At 47.1% G+C, this 24,748-nt stretch carries 20 protein-coding genes and 3 pseudogenes; 8 read left to right on the forward strand and 15 right to left on the reverse strand.

What is annotated here, in order from left to right; all coding sequences use genetic code 11:
• Positions 1-31 precede the first annotated feature (31 nt).
• Positions 32-916, forward strand: a complete 885-nt coding sequence (locus tag PGN_RS09000; protein WP_012458599.1) for a tetratricopeptide repeat protein — start codon at positions 32-34, stop codon at positions 914-916.
• A gap of 425 nt (positions 917-1,341) precedes the next feature.
• On the opposite strand, the gene PGN_RS09005 is transcribed toward PGN_RS09000, so the two are convergent.
• The 5 genes and pseudogenes from PGN_RS09005 to PGN_RS09020 all read right to left on the reverse strand — a co-directional run bounded on the left by PGN_RS09005 (position 1,342) and on the right by PGN_RS09020 (position 4,807).
• Positions 1,342-1,824: a DUF7226 domain-containing protein gene (locus tag PGN_RS09005; protein WP_230847026.1), complete on the reverse strand. Its 483-nt coding sequence runs from the start codon at positions 1,822-1,824 to the stop codon at positions 1,342-1,344.
• 43 nt (positions 1,825-1,867) lie between these two features.
• A pseudogene (locus PGN_RS12185) lies at positions 1,868-2,042 on the reverse strand (DNA methylase).
• A gap of 3 nt (positions 2,043-2,045) precedes the next feature.
• Positions 2,046-3,131, reverse strand: a complete 1,086-nt coding sequence (locus PGN_RS09010; protein ID WP_012457330.1) for an IS5 family transposase — start codon at positions 3,129-3,131, stop codon at positions 2,046-2,048.
• Positions 3,132-3,234: 103 nt separating this feature from the next.
• A complete protein-coding gene (locus PGN_RS09015) occupies positions 3,235-3,975 on the reverse strand; it encodes a type II restriction enzyme (RefSeq protein WP_012458601.1) in 741 nt (246 codons plus the stop codon).
• Positions 3,968-4,807, reverse strand: coding sequence for a DNA adenine methylase (locus PGN_RS09020; protein WP_012458602.1), 840 nt, complete (start codon positions 4,805-4,807; stop codon positions 3,968-3,970). Before PGN_RS09020 ends, PGN_RS09015 begins: the two co-directional genes overlap by 8 nt.
• A 563-nt stretch (positions 4,808-5,370) precedes the next feature.
• On the opposite strand from PGN_RS09020, the gene PGN_RS09025 reads away from it, so the two are divergent.
• Positions 5,371-6,423 carry a DUF6261 family protein gene (locus PGN_RS09025; protein ID WP_012458603.1) on the forward strand — a complete coding sequence of 351 codons (1,053 nt, stop codon included), beginning with the start codon at positions 5,371-5,373 and terminating at the stop codon, positions 6,421-6,423.
• A 143-nt stretch (positions 6,424-6,566) separates the two neighbouring features.
• On the opposite strand, the gene PGN_RS09030 is transcribed toward PGN_RS09025, so the two are convergent.
• On the reverse strand, positions 6,567-7,235 hold the full coding sequence (locus PGN_RS09030) for a hypothetical protein (protein WP_043876337.1): 669 nt from the start codon (positions 7,233-7,235) through the stop codon (positions 6,567-6,569).
• Complete coding sequence (locus tag PGN_RS09035; protein WP_013815260.1) at positions 7,214-8,176, reverse strand: hypothetical protein; 963 nt, start codon at positions 8,174-8,176, stop codon at positions 7,214-7,216. Before PGN_RS09035 ends, PGN_RS09030 begins: the two co-directional genes overlap by 22 nt.
• A 341-nt stretch (positions 8,177-8,517) precedes the next feature.
• Here PGN_RS09035 and PGN_RS09040 point away from each other — a divergent pair, with 341 nt between their 5' ends.
• Positions 8,518-9,570 (forward strand): DUF6261 family protein, encoded by a 1,053-nt coding sequence (locus tag PGN_RS09040; protein ID WP_012458605.1) that lies wholly within the window; start codon positions 8,518-8,520, stop codon positions 9,568-9,570.
• Positions 9,571-9,936: 366 nt separating this feature from the next.
• Here the strand turns inward: PGN_RS09040 and PGN_RS09045 are convergent, their stop codons facing one another.
• Both PGN_RS09045 and PGN_RS12480 read right to left on the reverse strand, forming a co-directional pair.
• Positions 9,937-11,943 (reverse strand): hypothetical protein, encoded by a 2,007-nt coding sequence (locus tag PGN_RS09045; protein WP_012458606.1) that lies wholly within the window; start codon positions 11,941-11,943, stop codon positions 9,937-9,939.
• Between the two features lie 565 nt (positions 11,944-12,508).
• Positions 12,509-12,667: a DUF1661 domain-containing protein gene (locus PGN_RS12480; RefSeq protein WP_232523406.1), complete on the reverse strand. Its 159-nt coding sequence runs from the start codon at positions 12,665-12,667 to the stop codon at positions 12,509-12,511.
• Between PGN_RS12480 and PGN_RS11385 the strand changes: the two genes are divergently transcribed.
• The 3 genes and pseudogenes from PGN_RS11385 to PGN_RS10870 all read left to right on the forward strand — a co-directional run.
• A complete protein-coding gene (locus tag PGN_RS11385) occupies positions 12,648-12,755 on the forward strand; it encodes a DUF1661 domain-containing protein (RefSeq protein WP_143733414.1) in 108 nt (35 codons plus the stop codon). The genes PGN_RS12480 and PGN_RS11385 overlap by 20 nt on opposite strands.
• A 552-nt stretch (positions 12,756-13,307) precedes the next feature.
• Positions 13,308-14,210 (forward strand): IS982-like element IS195 family transposase, encoded by a 903-nt coding sequence (locus tag PGN_RS09055; protein WP_012457911.1) that lies wholly within the window; start codon positions 13,308-13,310, stop codon positions 14,208-14,210.
• 14 nt (positions 14,211-14,224) lie between these two features.
• Positions 14,225-15,138 (forward strand): annotated as a pseudogene (locus PGN_RS10870) (ISAs1 family transposase); the annotation flags it as partial.
• Between the two features lie 8 nt (positions 15,139-15,146).
• Here the strand turns inward: PGN_RS10870 and PGN_RS09065 are convergent.
• A complete protein-coding gene (locus tag PGN_RS09065) occupies positions 15,147-16,049 on the reverse strand; it encodes an IS982-like element IS195 family transposase (protein WP_012457848.1) in 903 nt (300 codons plus the stop codon).
• Positions 16,050-16,187: 138 nt separating this feature from the next.
• Between PGN_RS09065 and PGN_RS11645 the strand changes: the two are divergent.
• Positions 16,188-16,328, forward strand: a pseudogene (locus tag PGN_RS11645) (ISAs1 family transposase); the annotation flags it as partial.
• 307 nt (positions 16,329-16,635) lie between these two features.
• Here the strand turns inward: PGN_RS11645 and PGN_RS09075 are convergent.
• Positions 16,636-18,345: a S41 family peptidase gene (locus PGN_RS09075; RefSeq protein WP_012457909.1), complete on the reverse strand. Its 1,710-nt coding sequence runs from the start codon at positions 18,343-18,345 to the stop codon at positions 16,636-16,638.
• Between the two features lie 273 nt (positions 18,346-18,618).
• On the opposite strand from PGN_RS09075, the gene PGN_RS09080 reads away from it, so the two are divergent.
• Entirely contained in the window at positions 18,619-18,972 is a 354-nt protein-coding gene (locus tag PGN_RS09080; protein ID WP_102981814.1) for a hypothetical protein, read from the forward strand.
• A 169-nt stretch (positions 18,973-19,141) separates the two neighbouring features.
• Here PGN_RS09080 and PGN_RS09085 read toward each other — a convergent pair whose 3' ends face one another.
• The 4 genes from PGN_RS09085 to PGN_RS09100 are packed head-to-tail and all read right to left on the reverse strand — an operon-like array spanning position 19,142 to position 24,719.
• The gene (locus PGN_RS09085; RefSeq protein ID WP_012457907.1) at positions 19,142-20,848 is read right to left on the reverse strand and encodes an ABC transporter ATP-binding protein; all 1,707 of its coding nucleotides are present in this window, start codon (positions 20,846-20,848) and stop codon (positions 19,142-19,144) included.
• A gap of 46 nt (positions 20,849-20,894) precedes the next feature.
• Positions 20,895-22,649: an ABC transporter ATP-binding protein gene (locus PGN_RS09090; RefSeq protein ID WP_012457906.1), complete on the reverse strand. Its 1,755-nt coding sequence runs from the start codon at positions 22,647-22,649 to the stop codon at positions 20,895-20,897.
• A 24-nt stretch (positions 22,650-22,673) separates the two neighbouring features.
• Complete coding sequence (locus PGN_RS09095) at positions 22,674-23,951, reverse strand: DUF1302 family protein (protein ID WP_012457905.1); 1,278 nt, start codon at positions 23,949-23,951, stop codon at positions 22,674-22,676.
• Positions 23,952-23,954: 3 nt separating this feature from the next.
• Positions 23,955-24,719, reverse strand: coding sequence for an outer membrane lipoprotein-sorting protein (locus PGN_RS09100; protein WP_043876362.1), 765 nt, complete (start codon positions 24,717-24,719; stop codon positions 23,955-23,957).
• Positions 24,720-24,748: the final 29 nt, after the last annotated feature.

Below are 24,748 nucleotides of genomic sequence, written 5' to 3' on the forward strand. Positions count from 1 at the left end.
CCGCACTGTCACGGACAAAAATATAGAAATTATGACGGATAGATTCCTGCGCATCCTTCGGCTTTCGGCCCTTTGCCTGCTCTTTTCGACCCTTCTGCCGCCACTCTTCGGACAGCCAACTACCGCCCGACAGGACAGCCTGCCGGCAGACTACACACGGCTCATCGACCGCTCCTTCGAAGCCCTCGGACAGGGCAACCTCGAGCTGGCCGAGCAAGCACTCCGTCAGGCCATCAAAGCCTATCCCGACCTGCCCTCCGGCTATGCCCTGATGAACAACCTCGGTGCCATCCAGCAGAGACAGGGCAAGCCGGAAGAAGCCCTGCTCACCTACAGCGCAGCCCTGCAAAAGCTCCCCGACGACAAGCTCCTGCGCACGAACAGAGCCATGCTCCTGACCGAAATGGGACGGACGGACGAAGCCATATTCGACTACAACGAACTGCTCAGGGCAGAGCCGGACAACGAGATCTTCCACTACGGCAGAGCCATGCTCTACCTGGCCAAAGGAATGTACGGCGATGCCGAGTCGGATCTGGAAGAAATCCTCCGCATCAATGACTCCTCGCTCAAAGCCCGTCTCGGCATCGCCCTGGTGGCAACGATGAAAGGCGAATACGACAAAGCCGAACGGCTCTACAACTACGTGATAGACAAACTCCCGAAAAACGCCGCAGCCTACGAAGGGCGCGCCCGCCTCTTCCTGAACAAGGGAATGAAAGGCTACGCCCTGCGCGACATCAACAAAGCCTTCGAATGCGCCACACCGCCTGCCGCCTCCCTCTTCGTGCTGCGAGGCGAGATCAACGCCGCCATAGGCGACAAGAAAGCGGCGGCCGACGATTACGCCGCAGCCGAGAGTCGCGGCTATAGCAAGGAGAGCCTCGACGTCCTACGCGCAGCCCTCCGCAAATAATCAAGGACGACTGCAAAAACGAAAAAAAGACTAACTGAAAGCCGTTTTTCACGCTTCTGCTAGACGAAACACGAAGTCCGTGAAGTTTTATTTCGGACTTCACGGGCTTTGTATTTCAATGGGGATGTTTGTTCGCTCCCTTAGCTATTCGTATCCTTATAAGAGTCTTCTACTCCCGCTAAATACCCAGCGGCATAAGCAGCATGAGGACTTTTGTGCCTAACTGTTCCTGCTTGACTCTCTGGCAATGAATCTAATTCCAAATTCAAATGCTCTCTGCGTATCAATCCTTCTCTGTACCCTTTTTCATAAGCACATCCGGCACAACGATGTCTTCCTGCTCCACCTTGATCCACTGGTAAATTGTTGTGCTGTGGATCATAACGATGATGTTGTTTGCAAACCACAATAAACCTTTTTAATTATTACTCGATTAATCCTAAAATCCAATTTATCCAAGAAATAATCGTCGCAGCCCTTCGTTTGTATGTTGTATCTGAATCAATCTTATATAATCCGTTATTTTTCATTATTACAACCACTTCGTCCTTTGTAGGGACCTCTCCCTTGTCAAAATATAGTTTTAGTGTTTCTTGAAATGCTGCATGCTCTAATATGAGTTTTACAAACTCTAACTGTCTATTAACAATAGAAATAGACGGATTAAATACCTGTAGCCCTTTTTGAGTTAATGTGTATCCGATATTTCTGTTTTCGCGAGCATCTTTTATTAATCCTAAATACTTTGCGGCGTTTGAATAGTAATCGGTCTGTCGGTGGTCAAAATCGTAATTTTGAGTAATATCATATTTGCTGATAAAACCTCTTTGTTTCAAAAGCTCACAAAGATTGATTACGCGTTCGAAACTATCTGCTTGCGGGAAAGGAATTTGAGGCTCTTTTACCACTGAAACAATGCCCAGAATATCTTGAATGGTTTCAGTATTAATACTAATACCGCCCTCTTGAATTGCATATTTTGAGACCTTTGAAAAATAAGGAGATGGAGGGAAGAGGAGTTCTTGGCATAAAAGGAGCGAGTGAAAGGGGTGGCAGTAAGGAGTGAAAGTAGTTGTAAATCCCCCCTTTGAGGAGCTACTTGTACGAGCTCCTCAAGGGTGGTTATGCCTTATCCTACGGATGAGGACATAATTATCCCCGGGGTTCTGTATAAATTAAAGGCGATGCTTTCAAGAATGTTTTGAGTATGGGTCTTGGCAAGTCCCCGGTATCGACATCGTCCGCCATGAAACCACCGGCGAATACTGCCAAAGGTGCGTTCGATGGTGCTCCGTATCGGACCGATTGCTTTGTTTCGTTGCTTCTCTTCCTCGGTCAATGCCCTGTTGCGTTGTGCCTTGTGCATGATGCCGTCTTGAAGGTGATGGGTTTGCAGGTAGGAACGATTTTCCCCGCAAGCATATCCTTTGTCCGCCAAGACGGCTGTGCCTTGAGGTATGTTTGCACCCTCCAATAGCGGAATAAACTCCTTTGTGTCACTGCGGTTCGCTGCTGTCGTTATCACCTTTTGAACAATGCCTTGAACATTGGTCAGACAATGCTTTTTGTATCCGTAGTGATAACGCTTTTGTTTGTACACCCAACGGGCTTCTTCATCCGTCCCTTTACGTTGACGGACAACCTGTTTTTGATAATCCTCCTCTGCCTCTTTTTCCGCCTCGCTCCGATTGTCTTCTCTGTCGTCTGCGACTTCAATCGTAATGCTTCCGTTGGGTTTATGCGGCGTCTCCACAAGGCTTGCATCCACAAGCACCCCTTCCCTGACCGAAATGTGATGGCGGGAAAGTTGTTTGTTAAACTGCGCCAATAGTTTGTCCATGAGACCCAACTCTGTCAGTGCCGAACGAAATCGACTGATGGTGCTGTGGTCGGGAGATACCTCTTCCATCTTCAGCCCCAAGAATCGGGAAAAGGTGATTGAATCATTGATGCGCTCCTCCAAAGCACAATCACTGAGGTTGTACCATGTCTCCAAAAGCAACATCTTGAATAAGAGAATCACGTCATAAGCCGGGGCGCCGATGGCATTTTGTCGCTTCGTGTATTTCTTGTTGATCAGCGTCCTGATCGGACGCCAATCGATAAGCGTGTCAACCTGATTGAGGAAGTCGTTTTGTGCTTTGCGATAACGCTTTGAAAGGAGTGCGTCTGCAAATGTTACATGCTCATCGGTATTCTTGGATTGGTATGCCATGGGAGGAATATTATGCTGTTTTTAATGCTCAAATATACAAAATAACTCCCTATTATACAATGAATTAATAAACAAAATACACACCTATCGCCGTGCAAAGGTCTCATTTTTTGTGCTGTACCAGACGAATGGAATTATATAATTCAGGTGCGGAGAACTCGTATTCTCTCAAATGAAATATTCCATTTGAGTAGGTAAGAAAAATCGGACGAACTCGTTTGGTGATTTTATTGCTCCATAGTCTATATGGATAGTATAGTTGTCTGATCAAAAAATCATCAGAGATATAATTCTTTGCTTCGATTAAGGCTAAAGAGTTTTCGCCTTCATATCCTCCATCAATCTCAATCTGTGAGTTTTCCACATCAATTTTGACTTTTTTTGATCCAGAATTAATTGTAAACTCAAAAGAAGAGGAGCCCATTCGACCAGAAACAGTCGGGAATAAAGCTTCTTCTCCTGTGAAGTCCTGCAATATACTACAAACAAATGCGCAGTTGATCGCAGCTGATTCGCTTGTAATGTCTTTGTAGTCTATACTTTCTAAGTCAGAGCGGAATGGCATAGACATGATCCCTATTTCGTCTTTATTGAAATCACAAAAAGTCTCAAACGGTCCAATTTCATAAGTACCTCTGGATGTCGGCAAGATCGACAGTTTGTGTTTGCCAAACAAATCAGGAAGCTGAGAACGGTGATCGAACTTTGTCATTAGACGAGATTCTCTGAACTCGTTAATCTTCTCAGAGGAGATCGATACTCGCCCGTTTTTCGCGAGCTCGTCTAAGAGAGAATATCGCTCAAAAATCGCCTCCCATGCGAGATCATTTTTAGATTTACTCATAGTTGTTGATTAAAAATTCACTCACTTGTCCTCTTTTTGATGAATCGGAGTTTACTGCTCGGGTTGCTTGAACAACATAGATATTATAATCAGAGTATATTTCTTTTATAAAGTCAGACGAAGAATTCGACAAAAGGAATTTGATTCCTCTTTCGTTCAATGTATTGCAAACATTCCTTAGTCTGATTTGATCCTTTTCATCCCAACCTCCTTGTACGTATCCTGTAAAATTAGCACTCTGCGAAATGGGATGATACGGTGGATCTAAATACACGAAAGAGCTTCTCGGTATATCTTTTAAAATCGTTTGATAGTCTCCGTTGAATATTTGAATCTTTGCCGTGTTTAGGTACTTGCTAACGGCTTTGATCACAGGCTCATTTACAATGTTTGGGTTTTTATATTTCCCAAATGGAGAATTGAACTCTCCTGCATTATTGACCCTATATAAACCATTATAGCAAGTTTTGTTTAGATATATAATCCGTGATGCTCTTTCTATATCGGTAAGGTTGATAAAAAGAGGATTTCTATCTATTGCTCTGATTTCATAAAAATATTCGGCTGTATTCTTATGTTTTTTCAAGTCTTCAATAAGTTCGTGCGGGTTATCTCTTATGACTTTATAGACATTGATCAGTTCTTCATTATAATCATTTATTGTAGCGTTTTTGGGCTGTAGTTCAAACAATAAAGCTCCCCCTCCTATGAAAGGCTCATAGTAAGGATGGCTCAAAATGCCTTTTGGTAATAAATTTTTGATCTCTGGGATAAGTTGCCTTTTCCCTCCTACCCATTTCAGAAATGGTGCTATAAGTTTGTTTTTTGCCATTTGGTGCAAAATTTTGCTGTCGTTCACAAAGATACCTCTTCTATTTGGTATCCCATCTGAGAAGTGACAGAAATTGTATGTATATTTCAGCCATAAATGCAGCTGGGCAGATTATCCTCGTCTGAAAGCTGTAGACGTGGCTCTTGTTTATTGAGACCTAAGATCTACTATACAATCTGATTGTCGAATATCCGTACCTTCGTGCTCGGCTGTGGCGACAGCCCATGCAGCGAATTAAGAAACGATTGTAGGCTGTTTCTTGCTCCCTGCACGATGTAGGAAGCCGTTGTCACGTGACAATCACTCCGTGCATGATGCAGGAAGCCGTTGTCACGTGACAATCACTCCGTGCACGATGCAGGAAGCTGTCGTCACGTGACAATCACGTCCTGCACGATGCAGGAAACGATTGTCAGCCGACAATCGTTTCGCGCACGGCTGTTTTGACCTTTCGTCGCCTGACAATGCTTATATAAAAGCTGTTTCAGGGGGCAGTGTCACTTGACACTGCTACCAATAACAGATTAATAATCAATCAAATACAACAAAAAAAGGAAAAACAAATGACTGTAGAAAATTTGCGTCTGCAGCGGCTCCAAAATTTGGAGCACTACCGTTTTGCCAAGAATGTGCTGACGCTCTGTCGCACGGCAAATATCGCTAAACTGAATCCCAAACTGCCCGAGCTGGAAAAGGCTATCGAAATGGAGGATTTGGCTCTGAATCCGCCCGTCGCGAACGAGCTGACGCCTCAGGTCATAGCCCTCGACGAGGAACGCGACAGAGCCTATCAGGCGCTGATGTCGCGCGTGCGTTCGTATGCTTTCGACGAGGACAGCCAGCTGCGCAACGCGGCAGCCAGAATCGAAGACGTGGCCGCTCGCTACGGCAACGTGATCCGAATGAACTATGACAAGGAGACGGCCGCGATAGAGAATTTCCTCACCGATCTCAAGGGCGAGAACATTCGCCCCCTCGTAACGAAACTCGGCGTGACGGCACTCGTTGACAGACTGGAAAAGAACAATAAGGCCTTCGCCGACTTCTTCCTCCGCCGTCTGAGCACCGACCAACGAGGCAAATATGACGTGAAGGCACTCCGTGCCGAGACCGACCGCACATTGGTAGCCGTGGTGCGCCGCATGGACTCCATCGACGACATGGAGCCGAGCCCGGAGATCCGTGCGCTCATCGAGCTCTACAACCGACTCGTGGCCAATCGCCGCGCTCTCTTGGCTCGTCGCGCCAGCTACGGAGAAGCAGCCGTGGAGAAGCGTCGTGCCGAGATCGCCGAGATGCTCCGCCCCCTGCTCGCCCGGATCGTGGAGGAGAAGAAGACGGCCGTCTTTGCCGGTCGCACCCTCGGCACGGGCAAGAACCGCCACTATCTCATCACATTCGTAGCCGAGAACGGCGACGAGGAGGATCGCTGGTACCGCATCAACGGGGAGCAACTCGTCTATGTGCCCGAAGACGAACTCCCCAAGCCGAAGAAAAAGAAGAAACCCGCAAGCAGCACGGACACTCCATCCGAGCCGCCCGTCCTGCCGGATCCATCGCAAGGAGGCAGCAGTAGCGGCGGTGGCGAGCAAGGCTCTACCGGCGGCGGACTCTGATCCCCCCGTGCCGTCCTGCCGGCCGCAGCAGCACAGGCAACCGAGTATAAAAGACAAAGGGGCTGTGACCAAATTCATTTTTGGCACAGCCCCTTGTATATTCGAAAAATTAGGTGTTAGCCCTGATTAGCCTTTTTCTCTGTTTACAAACTATGTCTAAAGAAAAGTCCTATGCTAGGACTTAGCCAACAACGCATTTTCTTACTTGCGTCAACCATGCTTTTACCGACAGCTGCTGATAAATCGACTTTGGCTCCAATGCATTTACCCTCTTTCACTTTGAAACCGAGTTCCATTCCTGCTGTCATCGCGAAAGCACCCATGCTCTTGGTTCTAGATATTACACCACCTGCGAGGTCTTGCCGATCTTCGAAATTCCAAGTATGCATATACCCAATGGCAATAGGAGCAGCCAATTCAATTCGATCATTATCAATATGATAATGGCGAATCACTATGCCAGCAAATGTGTTAAACACATTATTCTCTATCCCAATGTTGTTGCCAGAGATAAAACTTGCAATTCTGTTATTATAGAGACCTAGATCTACTAACAGACCTAAACTTGTGCGATCTGCAAACTTCTTGTAGCTTAATTCTACAGACGCAGCTACTCCGGGATTATTTGCTAATGGAGCACGCTCATCCAATAAAGACAAGTTGGACACTAACATTGGAGCTCCCATCCTAAAAGAGCTACTTAGGATAAGCCCTTCAGATTTGCTTGTTTCTTGCGCAAGCGAAGGTATTGTTATGGCTAAAAGCGCAAAAACAAACAAATACCACTTTGTTATTTTTCTGATTGTTTCCATAATAATGAACTATTACAAGCGACTGATAACATGTCATAAATACGCTTTTTCCCTGCTTCACTCAGTCTGGATTGGAAGACTACTTCTGTATGACCAGCAATGTATTCACGTCGTTTTTCTACCTTAAAATCAGGGGAATACATCTTGAGGAGAAAGTTTAGCAATATTTTCACTTCTTGCGCTCTGATTTCGGGAACAGCAGAAACAATCATATTGCAAATCTCTTCTTCCGTTTTCTCGGAATTGTCGTTTTCCAATGATGTGAATAATTGAGCCAATGCAGAGCATAGAGTCTCAACCTTCTCATAAGGAAGAGGACGAGAGGTCGATGAACCGATATTGTTACTACAGTAAGTCAGACTGTAATTGTAAAATTGAAGTGGGTCCAAATTTGTTAAAGAACCATGTTCATTCAGATAGGCAGCAATAGTATTGTTGTGCCAGACACCATAATTACTGCGTGTAATATCAGGACCAAACGATTCTTTGAGAAAGCTGACGTTTATGTCAGCATCCAATAATACAGATGTCCCAGCTGATGCAGTTGCACAAAATGCTACTCCCATTGCAGGATGGATGGTAGAACCAACACAAACTCCAATTGCATCAGCAGATACAACTGCAACAGCCTTAGCGATTTTCTTGAAGAAACTCCAGAAACTTCTATTGTTCATCAATTGCCCTTCAACAGAAAAAGTTTGTTGACCTGCAGAGTATGTACTCCGCCCATCACTATCCAAAGAGCTATTATAAGTTTCTAAATCTAAAACAAGTTCAGCTAAGGCAACGCTGTCTTCGATTGAACGTGCTTGAGGCAAGTCCGTTTTGATTGTCTCATTTTCCATTACTCGTACTTCTTCGATTTCTTGTTTGGAACATGAAACCAAAGAAAAGATCGCAGCTATGCACAAGCTTGCACCTACGACAAAAGATTTTTTCATCTTACTATATTTTGGGATTATATTTCTACACCTCCTTATCCGGAATTTGGAAATGCGGGGCAAAAGTAGAAAAATTTTATTTCCATCAAAAAAAATCTTCAAATTTTTTTCACTTTGCGCATTCTGCATATAAATGCTGCTACGTCGGCAGATTATTCTGGTTAAAAAGTTATAGATGCAGCTCTTGGTTATAGTGTCCTAAGATCGCTATGCAACCTGTAAGAAACGATTGTAGGCTGTTTCTTGCTTCCTGCACGAATGCAGGAGAGCAGAAACGCCCGTTGCTGCTCCCGTCAATACACTAATTATTATCGACTTAACCCCTTAATTCAAAAACTAAAATGACTGCAGAAATTTTCTCGTTTTCCCGGCTCCAAAATTTGGAGCACTACCGTTTTGCCAAGAATGTGCTGACGCTCTGTCGCACGGCAAATATCGCTAAACTGAATCCCAAACTGCCCGAGCTGGAAAAGGCTATCGAAATGGAGGATTTGGCTCTGAATCCGCCCGTCGCGAACGAGCTGACGCCTCAGGTCATAGCCCTCGACGAGGAACGCGACAGAGCCTATCAGGCGCTGATGTCGCGCGTGCGTTCGTATGCTTTCGACGAGGACAGCCAGCTGCGCAACGCGGCAGCCAGAATCGAAGACGTGGCCGCTCGCTACGGCAACGTGATCCGAATGAACTATGACAAGGAGACGGCCGCGATAGAGAATTTCCTCACCGATCTCAAGGGCGAGAACATTCGCCCCCTCGTAACGAAACTCGGCGTGACGGCACTCGTTGACAGACTGGAAAAGAACAATAAGGCCTTCGCCGACTTCTTCCTCCGCCGTCTGAGCACCGACCAACGAGGCAAATATGACGTGAAGGCACTCCGTGCCGAGACCGACCGCACATTGGTAGCCGTGGTGCGCCGCATGGACTCCATCGACGACATGGAGCCGAGCCCGGAGATCCGTGCGCTCATCGAGCTCTACAACCGACTCGTGGCCAATCGCCGCGCTCTCTTGGCTCGTCGCGCCAGCTACGGAGAAGCAGCCGTGGAGAAGCGTCGTGCCGAGATCGCCGAGATGCTCCGCCCCCTGCTCGCCCGGATCGTGGAGGAGAAGAAGACGGCCGTCTTTGCCGGTCGCACCCTCGGCACGGGCAAGAACCGCCACTATCTCATCACATTCGTAGCCGAGAACGGCGACGAGGAGGATCGCTGGTACCGCATCAACGGGGAGCAACTCGTCTATGTGCCCGAAGACGAACTCCCCAAGCCGAAGAAAAAGAAGAAACCCGCAAGCAGCACGGACACTCCATCCGAGCCGCCCGTCCTGCCGGATCCATCGCAAGGAGGCAGCAGTAGCGGCGGTGGCGAGCAAGGCTCTACCGGCGGCGGACTCTGATCCGCACTCCCCCGTGCCGTCCTGTCGGCCGCAGCAGCACAGGCAACCGAGTATAAAAGACAAAGGGGCTGTGACCAAATTCATTTTTGGCACAGCCCCTTTCAGGTGCATAAGAATCTATATTACGGGAGAACAATCCCTGTAAGAGCAGTCACGATGCCGTTTTCCTCATATACAGTAATCCGGAAGACGTCTTCCAGCAGATCGGGATGTCTCAGAACCCATGCTCCTTTTATGGGCTGGGGTTTTGGTTTGGCTCTGTAAATTTTTCCAAGGGATCTAGTTTTTAGCTCTCAATGGGCCAGATCCCCCCTCAAGTGCAATTCGAGAGAGGATAAAAGGGATAATCCGTGAACGCTCTGCGGTCTATCGGTAGCGTACGGTCATGAACAGGTGTGTACGTGCCTGTCCGCGGATCAGTTCGCCGGCGGATCCGATCGTGTCGGTATCGCGCCGTAGGAGGTGGTCGATGCGGCTTTCGACCTCCACATGGGGCAGGGGGGCAATACGCACGAAGACGCCCAGACGGACTCCTCTGCCATAGAAAAAAGCTGACGAATAGTGGTGACGCGGATTGTACACTGCTTCATAGAGCCGGTCGGCAAAGGAATCCGTATCGAATGCCACGGCATCCATACTGCATACACGGAGCAATTTCCCTCCGCTATAATCGGCACGCAAGGCAAAGCTCTTGCCTCCCGTCGGAGCCTGCCATGCCTGCAACTCCCCATCGAAGCTACTGCTCCGACTCCACTGCAACGAAGCCATCAGCCGCCACCGCTCGTCGAACATGTATCGCCCTCTCAGCCTGACGGCAAGGCTGCGCCGATAGCGTTTGTCGGCGGTGCCTCGGATCCGGCAGCTCCATGAAAGGGCAGACAGGCTCTTCTCGCCTTCAAGCATCCAGTACAAGGCTTCCGTTTTCTCTTTCCGACCGAAGCGTGGGACGAAACTGCCGTAGTAGTCCGCAAAGGCTCTGACCGTCCGGTCCGAAGGCAGCTCCCAAGCGGCTCTCCCCATCACGCCCCACTCATTGCCCGGGCGGCTGTAACGGGCAAAAGCTCCCCGGTAATACGACCAAAAGTCGGCAGGGATATACCGGCCGACGAGCATATAGCTGCCACCGACGGGGTGCGTATAGCGCAACCCATTGATCGTTCCCACGGCACCGTTGGCGGCTCCGGCAAATTCGCCGAACAGCTCGGCTTCGCCCTGACCGAAGAGATAGGAGTAGTCGGCTGAGACAAGGGAGAAACGCTCCAGATCGGTCAGAGAGGCAATGCCCTGGGTGCCGACCGCTCGCAACAGGCGCAATCCGCCCCAGTGCAGATGCAGGAGATTGAAAGTCAGACGGAGTCGATCGTCCGTATAGCTGACGGAAGTGCCTGCGGTGGTCATCGTGGCAGCGTTTCGCCGCGCGATCTCGGCATCCGTACGATGCAGCCCGGTGTGGTAAATGGCTTTGATGGCACCGTCTTCGGTGACGGTGGCGTCGATCCCCTTGCGCGAATAAAATGCCGTCAGGGCCCATCGTCCTTGTGCAAGAGCGGTAGCAGCCCCGCGCATGAAGTTATCCTCGGCATAGGTAAACGCACGTCGCAGCGTGGTTCCGCCACGAGGATAGGCGTAGGCCATTCCCATGAAAGAGGCCTGATTGATGAGCAGGCCGTATCCCATCCCTATTCGATAGTCTCCGAGTGCCACGGCTCGCACAGCCCCCTTCCCCTGCATGAAGAAATGGGCGGAATAGCTGTCGAAGCCCTTTCGCCGCTTGTCGAAGGCCGGTTCTCCCCGGTATTTGGACGCAGTAAGGCCTAAGGAAAAACGATTGCCCATAGCGTAGCTCCAGCGCAAACCGCCACCCCACGGATCGCCCCGATACGGATGCCGGCTATCCGGACGGTAGCCCTCCTGCCGCTGGAGGATGGCATCGGTATGCACCGATACATCGTGACGGGCATAAGACAGGATCTCGCGAAAAGAGTCGGCAGCCGACTCGCTCCGCTTCTGCACCGTCAGCATGGGCCACAAGAGCAGACAGGTGCGTCTGTCCCAGCCGGCAATCTCATTCAGCACCCAAATGCTGTCGAACCCCTCGGGATGAGCATGTCGGTAGAGCAGGAAACGGCGGATCTGAAACTCATTGAGAAAGGGGAATTGCTCCAAGTCCTCCCGGGTAAGGGTATTGATATCCAGCGGATGCTGCTTCTGCACCATCCACCGTTCCAGAAATTCGGCTCCCTCATCCTCCCCGATTGCACCTGATTCTATCTGCTCTGCTATGTATTCATCCCATTCGGGCACCACCGTCTGCCCACCGAGAGGCAAAGAGAGGAGGATAATAGCACAAACGACTGCCGGTAGAAGCCTCATATCAACGAAAAGACAAAATCATTCGCTTTCGCATCGGACTGATCGAAAGCGAATCGCTCCTCGGCCCGAAGAGCCAAAACGGCAGTAAGAAATAAGAAAACAAGGGTTCGTTTCATAAGATCATTTGTGTGATTTTTCATTCAAAACGGGACAAAAATACGGAGAAACAGGCACTTTTTCCGCCAAATCCCTCGGCCAATCGGGCGATTTTCCCTCTCTTCCATTTTTCGCCGGAGGTTTCATGTTTATACTGCTTCCGTTGATCGATAACTTTTTTGGGGCGAATCCTTTCTGAGAAAAAGAAAGCCTGAATTGATATAGTCTGTATCTATGAAGCCATAAAAACATTCGATGATTTTTTCTTTGCCATGAAAAAAGCTGCACATATTTTTGCGACCGGAATAAACCAAACGGCATTAAATCACTCTTTCATAAAACGCCCCCCAACGGATGACAACTATTGGTAGGCAGGTGAGTGCACTCAAATAACGATATAATTTCCTCAGACCGTATATTTTTGGATATATAGGGCGGCAATTCTCTACAATTGTCGCCCATAATATTTTTATACGAGCCTGTCCCCTCCCCCGAAAACGACCGAACTTTCCTTTGCGGACAAATCCGCCTCTCCGAAGTTCACAGACCGGAAATGCTCGGATTGCGGAGCGTGTTTTCGGGAAAAGCGGCGCGAGAATTTTTTCGCTGTGGCGCGAGAATTTTTCACTTCCCGAACCAAAACGAAAAAGTTCCCGCGCCACGTTTTTCAGAGCATGGATAGTCTTCTCCAAAGAGTCCGTTATCCACTTTTATAAGACCGCTACACAACTCGCTTGCTTGTGCGTTTGGCATCCTCGTAGATGTGTGAATACGAAGGATGTTTTGAGTTGTTTGCTGTTGTTTTTCTATCGGTTGGACTCTCCCTTTACTCCCCATTCGGAGGTTTAAGCCTCCGAATGGGGAGATTTTTCGTCTATTTCATGCCATAGAGCACAAGAAGCCCGGGCATGCGCTTAAGATTGTAGGCCATCGCTTCCAGAACACTCTGTGTATGCGTTCGTTCTAACCCTCGGTAATCAGTGTCTTAATAGCCTTACGGACTGTGTATGTATAGTGAGAGAAGTTTTAAGATCTCTTTCAGAAAAAAATCTGAGTCTTAATAGCCTTACGGACTGTGTATGTATAGTGAGTTCTTTAAAACAATATTAATAACACGTCAGTTCGACGTAAGAAAAAGCCAATGAATTTGTTTTCTGATTAGTGGTAAACGCCCAAAGAACGTGGGCATTATGCTTGAAAAAGTAGCGAATTATTTGTATCTTAGCTGTTGACAATCAATAAGATACGAACAAACAAAACGCTACTTTATGAAGACAAATATAGTTGATGTTTTTTGCATCATAGATGATTTCTCCAAGCTTTTTGATGAAGCAATCAAGAAAAGGACCCTCGAAGAGGCAGACAAAAAACGCAGGAATAGAAAGTTTAAGATGTCGGACAGTGAGGTCATGACCATCCTGATCCTGTTTCATCTGTCAAGATACCGAGATTTGAAAGCTTTTTATCTTCAATACATCACCCATTCTTGTCGATCCGAGTTTCCACATCTTGTCTCTTATAATCGCTTTGTGGAGCTGCAAAGCAGGGTGGGTTTCAAGCTGATAGCATTTCTCAATATGTGTTGTTTGGGTCAATGTACAGGCATCTCTTTCATCGATTCCACCCCACTGAAGGCTTGTCATATCAAACGAGCTCATGGGCATAGGACAATGAGGGGATGGGCTCAAAAAGGCAAAAGCACCATGGGTTGGTTTTATGGATTCAAGCTACATATTGTTATCAACGACAGGGGTGAAATCATCAACTATCAAATCACACCGGGCAATTGTGATGACAGAGAACCTCTGAAAGACGGAACATTCACCAAGAATCTTTTTGGCAAACTCATTGCCGATAGAGGCTACATTTCCCAAAACCTTTTTGACCGGCTCTTTGTCGATGACATCCACATGATAACCAAAATCAAAAAGAACATGAAGAACTCCCTGATGCATCTATATGACAAAGTTTTATTGAGAAAGAGAGCCCTGATCGAAACGGTCAATGATATGCTCAAAAATGTCTGTCAGATAGAGCACACGAGACATCGCAGTGTCAACAATTTTGTCACCAACCTGATCTCCGGTATCATCGCTTACAACATCCTGCCTAAAAAGCCTGAACTCAATATTGAAATCATCAGAAACCCTAACTTTCCTATTTCCGCTTAGATCGAACTGACGTTAAGTTAAGCGATATTCTAGTTATAGCACTGGCGAGTTATCTGTGTGGAGGCGAGGATTATGAGTCCATGCATGAACTTTGCTTAGAGCGAGGAGCATCTCTTCGCCCACCGGTTGAGTTGCCGAATGGTTGTCCGAGCGTAGACACTTTCGAAAGAGTGCTCCAACGTATTGAGCCTCAGTCTCTCTATGCTTGTCTTCAAGTTTATGGGAAAGAGCTGATTAGCGACTTGGAAGGTAAACATATCGCCATTGACGGCAAACGTCTGAAAGGCTCGAAGAAGAAAACCGGCAGTACGCATATTCTCTCAGCTTGGGTTGATGAAGTAGGTTTAAGCCTTGCTCAAGAGAGTGTTGCCGAGAAACGCAATGAGTTACAAGCCATTCCGGAAGTTTTGGATAGCCTTGATTTGTCAGGAGCAGTCATCAGCATAGACGCTATGGGGACTCAAACCAACATTGCCGAGCAGATCATCCAATCAGAAGCCGACTACATTCTAAGCCTCAAAGGCAATCAAAAACACTTGTATGAGGATGTTCGGGATTGCTTTACAGGACAATATCAGGTGTCATCGTTATGAGACCCTGGAGAAAGATCATGGTCGTATTGAGAAGCGGACTTATACCACATTACCGGCTTCAGAGGTCTTTGACGAGGGGGAATATAGTCAATGGCAGGGCTTGAGAAGTTTAATTCAAGTGGAGCGTGAGATCAGTAATTCAGAGGGAGAGACTCGCATAGATAGGGCAGTATTATATCAGCAGTTTACCACCCGAAGATTGTCAGTTAATCGGGCAATATATTCGAGGGCATTGGGGAATTGAGAATCGACTCCATTGGCATTTGGATGTAACCTTTAGGGAGGATACTTGTCGAGCTCGTAAGGATTATTCAGCCATCAATCTAAACAACGTCAGTTCGATCTAAGCGGAAATAGGAAAGTTAGGGTTTCTGATGATTTCAATATTGAGTTCAGGCTTTTTAGGCAGGATGTTGTAAGCGATGATACCGGAGATCAGGTTGGTGACAAAATTGTTGACACTGCGATGTCTCGTGTGCTCTATCTGACAGACATTTTTGAGCATATCATTGACCGTTTCGATCAAGGCTCTCTTTCTCAATAAAACTTTGTCATATAGATGCATCAGGGAGTTCTTCATGTTCTTTTTGATTTTGGTTATCATGTGGATGTCATCGACAAAGAGCCGGTCAAAAAGGTTTTGGGAAATGTAGCCTCTATCGGCAATGAGTTTGCCAAAAAGATTCTTGGTGAATGTTCCGTCTTTCAGAGGTTCTCTGTCATCACAATTGCCCGGTGTGATTTGATAGTTGATGATTTCACCCCTGTCGTTGATAACAATATGTAGCTTGAATCCATAAAACCAACCCATGGTGCTTTTGCCTTTTTGAGCCCATCCCCTCATTGTCCTATGCCCATGAGCTCGTTTGATATGACAAGCCTTCAGTGGGGTGGAATCGATGAAAGAGATGCCTGTACATTGACCCAAACAACACATATTGAGAAATGCTATCAGCTTGAAACCTACCCTGCTTTGCAGCTCCACAAAGCGATTATAAGAGACAAGATGTGGGAACTCGGATCGACAAGAATGGGTGATGTATTGAAGATAAAAAGCTTTCAAATCTCGGTATCTTGACAGATGAAACAGGATCAGGATGGTCATGACCTCACTGTCCGACATCTTAAACTTTCTATTCCTGCGTTTTTTGTCTTCCTCTTCGAGGGTCTTTTTCTTGATTGCTTCATCAAAAAGCTTGGAGAAATCATCTATGATGCAAAAAACATCAACTATATTTGTCTTCATAAAGTAGCGTTTTGTTTGTTCGTATCTTATTGATTGTCAACAGCTAAGATACAAATAATTCGCTACTTTTTCAAGCATAATGCCCACGTTCTTTGGGCGTTTAACCCTAATCAGAAAACAAATTCATTGGCTTTTTCTTACGTCGAACTGACGTTAAACACGTTGAGAAAGTTTGCTTTAGCCATTGTATCCGGGCATAAAGACAAACTATCCTTACGGAAGAGGTTATTCAAAGCAGCTCTGAATATAGACTACCTCAAAAAGTTGCTAAAGATTTGATGCGGTTGCCCTGATTAGTTTGCGAAAACCTTTGATAAATCTGCAAGTTTTCTTATCTTTATAGCAAGAAACTTGCAGATTTTCATGATTAAAAAGCCCCATCATACCCCTTCATTATTCAGCAGTCTATCAGATATGCTGAACCAATTGCACCCACTCTACAAATTGGCCATCGCATTGGAGAAAAGGGGATAGAACTCATTTTTCAGGAAAGCTTGAAAGGGGAGCTGGACAATTACAAACGAACGAACTCCGTCGGTTTTGTGCAAAACGTTCGGAGTTCTATTCTGGAATACTTTTTTTTGACTTACCCTTTATTCTCTGCTTTCGGAGCTGCAAGGATCTGTCGAATTTGCTCCGGATGGTCCTTCAGCAGCTTAATAGCTTCTTTGACTACCTTATCTTCCGGCAAACTCTGGCGGATACTGCCTCGCTCATAATAATAGCGAGTGACAATCTCATTGTTGAGATGGTTTGTTATCTCCTTTTTGAATCGTAGCAGGTCACGCGACAGGTTGGGTTTTAGCTTTTCGCGTAGTGCTTTAAGCTCCGAGTTGGCTTCCGGCAAGTAGCCTTCTATCTTAGCCAGTTCCTCCAGTTTGTCAAGCATCTTGCCACTCTGGCGATCATAGTCAAATTTCTTTTCTTCCATCATCTTGCAGAAAGCTGCATAGTCCTCGTTCGTTATGGAAAAATCCTCCGGCTTGGCAATCGTTTTATGCTTGAGCACATAACCTGTGACGAAATCGAAAACGTCATTATTGATGGCCATATAATAAAGTAATGTCGCAGCTGTATCTTGTTTGATCTCGATGTCAGGCAGGATTCCTCCTGCATCTTCTACACGTCTTCCGGCAGCAGTGTAAAAGATTTTGTGCAGACTGTCAGGAATGGCCGTTGCCATACCTGTCCGATTGGTGCGGCTGTAGTCCAAACGCTGGATACAACGTCCGCTTGGGATGTAGTACTTGGCCGTAGTCAATTTGATCACACCGTTGTATGGTAGCTGACGAGTCGTTTGTACAAGCCCTTTGCCATAGCTCTTTTGTCCCATCAGTACAGCCCTGTCCATATCCTGCAGTGCTCCGGCTACAATCTCCGAGGAAGATGCCGATTGTCCATCGATCAGGACTACTATCGGGAGTTTCGTGTCGATCGGTTCAGTCAATGTGCGGAATACGGATGCCGACTCTGCAATGCGACCTTTGGTCGTTACCACCTCTTTGCCCTTAGGGACGAACAGATTGACTATCTCGATAGCAGCCTGCATCAGTCCGCCACCATTGCCTCTTAAATCCAAAATGAGACCTTTCGCTCCTTGTTTGTCACGAAGATCCAACAAGGCCGTGCGCACCTCTTCTGCACTTTTGTCCGTAAAGTTGTTCAAGCGGATATATCCTATCGAGCCATCGAGCATTCCGCTGTAAGTGACGGAATTCATAATCACTTTTTGACGTTTCACGGAAAAAGTACGAGGTTTGGTTTCGCCGTAGCGCATTACTGTCACCTTTGCAACAGTACCGGCTATCCCTTTCAGTGCTTGGCTTACTTTCGGTGTGGTGGATTTACGGAAGTCTTTCCCATCGATAGTCAGGATGCGGTCGCCTGCTATCAATCCTGCTTCGTCTGCGGGCATACCTTCCATAGGTCTCTGGATAATCACAGCACTATCCGGACGCTGCGATATGATAGCTCCGACTCCGGCATACTCTCCCGTAGTCATCAATTTCAGTTCATCCATTTCCTCGTAAGGAATGTATTCGGTATAGGGGTCAAGCCCGCCCAACATCGCATCTATACCACGCCGAGTCATATGTTTGATACTTATGGTATCGACGAAATACAGCCTGACGTTACCGATAATATTGCTAAGCACATCCATCGACTGTACATATTCATTGCGACTCCGATCTTCTTCGGTGAGTTTGTTCGTCTTGGACTTCTGTGCACAGGCAGTCATAAAACTGCCGGTGATAAAGATCACCAGCAGAGATAAAAACAGATTGGTCTTTTTCATGCGCGCTAAGGTACAAAACTTTCGTAGTACTATTTTTGATCAGGGCAATCGCATTTCAGCCACTAACGTACATCTAAAGCTCATGATTGCTACGCTCGGTTATCAAACAAGTGCGAATCCATATGTCAGAGATTCAAATCATAGAGGAAAGAGACTAAAAATTTTCAAACGCGATCGCCCTGACAGGCTGCCCCCGGGGCCGACGCATTAAATTGGTTTTGCAGCTTCATTCGAGCGAGTTTCTCCTAATTGGTATTCTGCTACTGTGTACCGATGGTAGCCGGATGGGTTATTGGAGCCGGAGGTGGTATCGGCTCGTATGGACGCAATGTAAATCAGACGGCACAGCGTGGCACACAAGGTACATACACGGGGAGCAAGGCGATGATTGGAGGAGCACAAGTGCTGTTGCCGGTCATGTCGTTTGATGTCTCAAAGGGGCACTCATTAAAGGGGAGTAAATTTCCACCGGTGGAAAAAGAAATTTCCACTAATGGAAAGTTTATTTTCCACCCGTGGAAAGACAGCTTTCCACTTGTGGAAATCCGGCGTGTACCAAATAGTCGCCTGACACACAATAAAATGAATGAACAAAAGTGCCTGCTTATTGTGCAAAGGCCCCATTAATTCGTACTTGTTTGATAACCGAACGTAGCAATCGTTAGGTTTATGACGGCAAACTTTTTCCCTTTCATTTTCCAATTCGGTTATAGTCAATATCCCAACAAGTGTTTGATCGATATGGCGGATCTTATGAGAGTCGGCACCATATCGCTTACATCGAACTCACGTTTCCTTACTTCTGCGCCGCCACCATTCGAGCAAACACACCGTTCATGGCCATCAATTCGGCCGGACTGCCACATTCGGCTACAGTCCCTTCTTTGAGTACAACAATCTTATGGGCATTGGCTACAGTGCGCATACGATGAGCGATAATGAGGACTGTCTTGTTTTTGATCAGTTCGGATATACCAGCCTGTATCAGTGTCTCATTCTCAACATCGAGACTTGCCGTAGCTTCATCCAGCAGCACAATCGGAGCATCCTTGAGTAAAGCTCTGGCTATAGAAATGCGCTGACGTTCACCTCCTGAAAGGTTCTCACCATTTTCACCGATCAAAGTGTCATATCCATTCGGCAGACGATCTACAAATTCGTCGCATCTTGCCAACCGAGCTACACGTTTGAGCTCTTCATCTGTAGCATCAGGTTTACCTATGCGGATATTATCGGCCACCGATGCATTGAAGAGCAGTACATCTTGGAAGACGATGGCATAATGACGTAGCAGGGTTTCGGGTTCGATTTGCGAAATGTCTTCCCCTCCCAAAAAGATCTTTCCTCCATCTATATCCCAAAAGCGTGCAGCCAACTTGGCCGATGTGCTCTTTCCTCCACCCGACGGACCGACGAGGGCTGTGACTTCCCCTTGTTTGGCCGTGAACGATACATTGCGCAGTACTTGCTTCCCCTTTTCGTAGGAGAAATTTACGTTTTGGAATATAATATCGAAGTTCCGGACAGAATAGTCCGTTTTACCTTCCTGTATCGGCATAGCATCCATCTCTCTCACCCGATCGATACGTACATCGAGGTACTGCAAGAGTAGCAAATTGCTGAATACTTCACTTATGGGATTATATATGCTCGATCCGATAAGCAGAAAGACCAAATAAGTGAATAGATCGATTGTTCCTTCTGACAAGAGATAAGCTCCTATTATGATTACAGAGGCAAGTCCCAGTTTGAGGATTATATATGAAGCATTAAGGACGGCACCGACAACAAGTTCACATCGAATAAGGCTCTTCTCATAGGCATGGAGTTTGGCATCGAAGCGCTCGGCAAATTCTTCTTCGCCATTATATGATTTTATCTCCTGTATCTCTTCGATTCCTTCCTGTATATGCTCGGTGACCTCTCGTTTGACATGGTAGTTCGAGCGGAATGATTTGTTCAACATCTTTTTGGAAAAGACAATTGCTAAGGCTGCTACAGGCACAACCCAAAAGAGTGCCAACGAAAGCTGCCAATTATAGCAGAAGAGCCCTATACCGATCAAAAAGAGACTGACCAACGATGCAAAGAGCTGGGGTATACTGTGAGAGAAGACAGTCTCCATCACCGTACTATCCTCCATCATCGTGGAAGTCAGATCGGACAGATTCTTCTCTCCGAAGAAAGCCAATGGGAGTTTACGTAGTTTTTCAGCCAAGGCGATGCGGCGGTTGGCACTCTCTGTATATATCTTGGTGTACAGACTTGTGTATTGGAAGAGAGCTATAACGAAGAGCACCGCCATAAAAGCCGCTCCCATGGCTATATAATACCAAATACCATGTGTGGCGGATCCTTGCAGATAGTCTTCGAGGAAAAGAAAAGTGAATATGGCAGGCAACATAAATCCGACATTCAAAACCGTAGTCCATGCAATGCCTTTGGCAAGATCCTGCGCACCCTTACGAGAGAGAGCGAATCGGTGTTGGAAATATCGTATCATAGGTTTGTTTCGTTTCAATTAGAGGTAATTGTGTGTATTTCTTCTTTCATAATGTCCAAGAAACGGATCGCTGGTATTCCTCCCACATGGATTTGTAAAGACCACCTTGTGTCAAGAGTTCTTCGTGGGTACCCTGTTCTGCGATTCGTCCCTTCTCTATCACAAGGATACGATCCACATGCTGTACGCTCGTCAGTCGATGAGCAATCATCAGCACCGTCTTTCCTTTCGTCAGTTCGTGCAAAGCCTGCTGTATCAATTTCTCGTTTTCGGGATCAGCAAAGGCTGTGGCTTCATCGAGCACCACAATAGGAGCATCCTTGAGTATGGCACGAGCCAAAGCTATGCGCTGCTGCTCCCCTCCGGAGAGATACGTGCCATCGGCTCCTATCTTCGTTTGCAGTCCATCGGGCAAACGCTCTATAATTTCACGGCTTTGAGAAAGGTCGATGGCACGAGCCAAAGCATCCTCGGATGCATCCGGACTGCCATAGGTAATATTCTCACGAATGGTGGTTCTGAAGAGTTTGGCATTCTGAAAGACGAAAGAAATCCTGTCCATCAGCTCTTCTTTTGCCATATCCCTTACATCTACTCCACCGATACGTATATGGCCTTGGGTAGCGTCCCAAAAGCGAGGTATGAGTCGGGCTATAGTGGTCTTACCCCCTCCGGAAGTTCCGACCAGCGCATAGGTTTGCCCTGGAGGGATGGAGAAGTCAATATCACTGACGGCATCCTGTACTGCACCGGTATAGCGAAAGGTAACATGATCGAAGGAGACTTCATTCGTGACGGGAGTCTGCGGTCTTTCAAGTGTGGCAAGTGGCTCCTCTCCGGTCAGATTCTCCAGTCTGGTTACTGCTTCATTAAGTAAAAAGAGGTTCTGACTAAGGGAGGCCATCTTCATGATATTGGTCGTAAAAACGGGTGTAATCAGCAGATACAGAAACATATCGGCTATAATATCGACCGTATTGCCTGTTCGGCCTATAAGCCAAATAGCTACAGGCACGAGGAAAAAAGCAAAACTATTGGTAAACATGACATAGAAAGCCATTGGCTTCTGCCAACCCAAAGTATATTCCGTCACCAATTTCTTATACTCGATAATACTTTGGTAGAAACGTTTGAAGGAATAAACGCTCTGCTGGAAGACTTTCACTACCGGTATGCCACGCACATACTCTACGGCCTCACTGCTCATCTTCTCCTGTGCATCGAGATACCGGCGTTGGAACTTATTTTGCTTCGGGTTCAACATAAAAGACATGGCTCCCACAGCAAAAGCAATCGGGAGCAGGCAGGCAATACCCAACCGCCAATCGAATATGAAGATAAGCACCAGCACCCCGACCGGAGCCATCATACTGCCTATAACATCGGGCAAGATATGGGCTATGAAAGTGTGCGTCTGCGATGAGTCCTCATCGATGACTTTGCGCATCTTTCCGCTCAGGCGTTTGTCGAAGTAACCCAATGGCATACGCACTACGCGGTGCATAGCTTCCCGACGCATATTGACCTCTACCCTGAAAGCAGCAAGATGTGAAAGGGAAAGGGAGAGGAAATAAGTCAGGACACCGAATGCGGCTATGCCGACTGCCCACCAGGCATACACAAATACCCGATTATCCTCGATAGCACCCTCTCCTCCAAGGAGCGTACGCACGATCAGCCATATCAAGACGAACGGGACTAAGGAGACAAGCCCGTTGAGACCCGAAAGCACTAATGAAACGGGCAAGAGAATGGCTCGATTGCCCATATAGGCTTTGATTTTGTTGATTGTGTCGTTCATTTGTATTGGTTGTTTCTGTTGTTATTAAAAGCTGTAGCGGGCTTTGAACCAGAGTTCGGAATTGTCTTTGTAGCGATCGAATATACCGCTGCCCTTACTACTGAACCAGTCATATCCGGCCATCAGATGTATCTGATCGTTCAGGGCATAGTCAGCTGCAAAGCGACTGAACCATCCTTTGCCCGTAAGGTCGTAGTAGGTGAAGTCCGAAAGCTGGAGTGTACTGCCGAAGAATTTCTTGGAAACATTGAGAGTAATCAGGGTAGAATGTTGTCTTTGGGAGATGAAATCCCTATACCTGAATATGCTTTCCATTGAGAATTGTCCTGAGATCATCCATTCACCGGGAGCATACCAATCGGCTCCAACCAACCAATTAATTGTTTGGAAACCCTCTTGCTTGGCATGACTCTTATAGGTGAAGTGTTTGTCGATATTGAATGCAGCCTCTCCCCTGAAAACAAACTGTCCGACGGGTACGGAGAGGTCGCCGCCGACAAATCCCATACGATAATAGCGAGGGCTAACGATGATTTCCGTCGGCGCAATGCCCTGTACTTCGATGACGGGCATCTTGTTCCATGTATGCAATGCAGCCAAAGCGAAGTCGATACCGGAGAGCGTAGTGCTCCATCGCGCACCGTACTCGATATTGGCAACCTTGAAGGCCGGTTTGCCGGCTTCTTCTTTCCAGACGATATTCATCCCCTGAGCAATGGGGGAAAGGGAGAAGATATTCCAAGGATTGCGAGGATCCACAGGCAGACGGTACCCCTCGAATACAGGCAGTACCACGACTTCCACTTTCATCGATTCGTTGAAGACAGAGAAACGCAATGCATTGACCGGCATACGAATATCATCGTAATCCTGTGCCAGAAACTCGGTCATATCCATCGGGGAGATCAGATCCGTGATGCGCACACCGTCGGCAGCCCCCCAAATGACAATCTGTCGTCCGAGGCGCAACCCCCAATGCTCTTCCTGATGCTCGAAGAAGGCTTCACGTAAACGTAAGCCGGTCTCGTCTTTCAGTAGAGCATTGTAGGTGGCATTGACCGATACGGCTACTTTCGAATTACCGAACGACCTCTCCAGCTCACCTCTCACTCTCGTACGCGAGCTCATGAAATCAAAAGGAGAAGAGCTGCGCACGGCATGGTAGGTATCCACGAATCCTTTGAATCCGTATCGGGCACTCCCCTCCCCTTCCTGTCCCCACAGCCGTGAGGAGTGGAAGAGAAGAATGGCCACGAACCAAATCAGAAGGCGTAGCACCACTGTGTTTTTCTTCACTTCCATAGTTTAGAGAGAGCCTTTCTCGAGAGAAGTAACAGTGAACTTCGATTCGTCGATCGGACGGTTAAACTCCGGTTTCTTAATCTCCAGTACAGTTCGATGCCCCGTCTGCACATTGGACATATTCATCTTTTGCGCCATCCAGAAGCCATCTATTTGGGCAATATCGGACAGCTCCAAAAGACGATGCAAGCGGTTCATCCTGTCATAGTATTCCACTCTGACAGGTATCAGGCAGTCCTGCCTGATCCAAGCGATTTTCTTGGAAAAGACATCGCGCTGATCTTTGGAGGTAGACTCCAGCTTCCAGCATTTATGCCCATCGAAAGTCTCTTCACCGAGGAGCTTGTGCGTATCCTCGTCCACATTGCGGCTGCCCATGTCATCATAGGTGAAGTCGCTGCCCATGAAGTAGTCTTTCTTGGCCGATGCTCCACTGATGCGACGGGTCTTCTTCATAGCAGGCAGGTAGAGCCATTTGTCATCATCCTTACCGATCTGATCATAATCCCATGTGAGGAAACCGGTGCCTTTGACATCGCCCGGATAGAGGAAAAACATAATAGTCTTCTTGTCTTTCTTATCCTTACCCATGTCAATGGAGTAAGAAATGAGTTTGCGCTCACGTACGGCTCCTCGTTTGTTGATGAGCTTCATAGTGAGTTCGGAGCGACGCGTATCACCGTCGGGGCGGTCTTTTACGCGCTGTGCTATGTCGCGCCCTGTCTGGGCGTAGATGCTGAAAGAGACCATTGCTACCATGGCTGTCATGAGGGTGGTCTTTGCCAATCGTTTCATCG

The sequence above is a fragment of the Porphyromonas gingivalis ATCC 33277 genome (assembly GCF_000010505.1).
Lineage (GTDB): Bacteria > Bacteroidota > Bacteroidia > Bacteroidales > Porphyromonadaceae > Porphyromonas > Porphyromonas gingivalis.

What these genes read in the sequence shown, in the direction of transcription:
- PGN_RS09015 (WP_012458601.1), bottom strand. Translation starts at nt 3,975, where the DNA reads ATGAGTAAATCTAAAAATGATCTCGCATGGGAGGCGATTTTTGAGCGA.
- PGN_RS09000 (WP_012458599.1), top strand. Translation starts at nt 32, where the DNA reads ATGACGGATAGATTCCTGCGCATCCTTCGGCTTTCGGCCCTTTGCCTG.
- PGN_RS09030 (WP_043876337.1), bottom strand. Translation starts at nt 7,235, where the DNA reads ATGGAAACAATCAGAAAAATAACAAAGTGGTATTTGTTTGTTTTTGCG.
- PGN_RS09035 (WP_013815260.1), bottom strand. Translation starts at nt 8,176, where the DNA reads ATGAAAAAATCTTTTGTCGTAGGTGCAAGCTTGTGCATAGCTGCGATC.
- PGN_RS09025 (WP_012458603.1), top strand. Translation starts at nt 5,371, where the DNA reads ATGACTGTAGAAAATTTGCGTCTGCAGCGGCTCCAAAATTTGGAGCAC.
- PGN_RS09065 (WP_012457848.1), bottom strand. Translation starts at nt 16,049, where the DNA reads ATGAAGACAAATATAGTTGATGTTTTTTGCATCATAGATGATTTCTCC.
- PGN_RS09020 (WP_012458602.1), bottom strand. Translation starts at nt 4,807, where the DNA reads ATGGCAAAAAACAAACTTATAGCACCATTTCTGAAATGGGTAGGAGGG.
- PGN_RS09045 (WP_012458606.1), bottom strand. Translation starts at nt 11,943, where the DNA reads ATGAGGCTTCTACCGGCAGTCGTTTGTGCTATTATCCTCCTCTCTTTG.
- PGN_RS09100 (WP_043876362.1), bottom strand. Translation starts at nt 24,719, where the DNA reads ATGACAGCCATGGTAGCAATGGTCTCTTTCAGCATCTACGCCCAGACA.
- PGN_RS09085 (WP_012457907.1), bottom strand. Translation starts at nt 20,848, where the DNA reads ATGATACGATATTTCCAACACCGATTCGCTCTCTCTCGTAAGGGTGCG.
- PGN_RS09080 (WP_102981814.1), top strand. Translation starts at nt 18,619, where the DNA reads ATGGTAGCCGGATGGGTTATTGGAGCCGGAGGTGGTATCGGCTCGTAT.
- PGN_RS09055 (WP_012457911.1), top strand. Translation starts at nt 13,308, where the DNA reads ATGAAGACAAATATAGTTGATGTTTTTTGCATCATAGATGATTTCTCC.
- PGN_RS09090 (WP_012457906.1), bottom strand. Translation starts at nt 22,649, where the DNA reads ATGAACGACACAATCAACAAAATCAAAGCCTATATGGGCAATCGAGCC.
- PGN_RS09040 (WP_012458605.1), top strand. Translation starts at nt 8,518, where the DNA reads ATGACTGCAGAAATTTTCTCGTTTTCCCGGCTCCAAAATTTGGAGCAC.
- PGN_RS09075 (WP_012457909.1), bottom strand. Translation starts at nt 18,345, where the DNA reads ATGAAAAAGACCAATCTGTTTTTATCTCTGCTGGTGATCTTTATCACC.
- PGN_RS09010 (WP_012457330.1), bottom strand. Translation starts at nt 3,131, where the DNA reads ATGGCATACCAATCCAAGAATACCGATGAGCATGTAACATTTGCAGAC.
- PGN_RS09095 (WP_012457905.1), bottom strand. Translation starts at nt 23,951, where the DNA reads ATGGAAGTGAAGAAAAACACAGTGGTGCTACGCCTTCTGATTTGGTTC.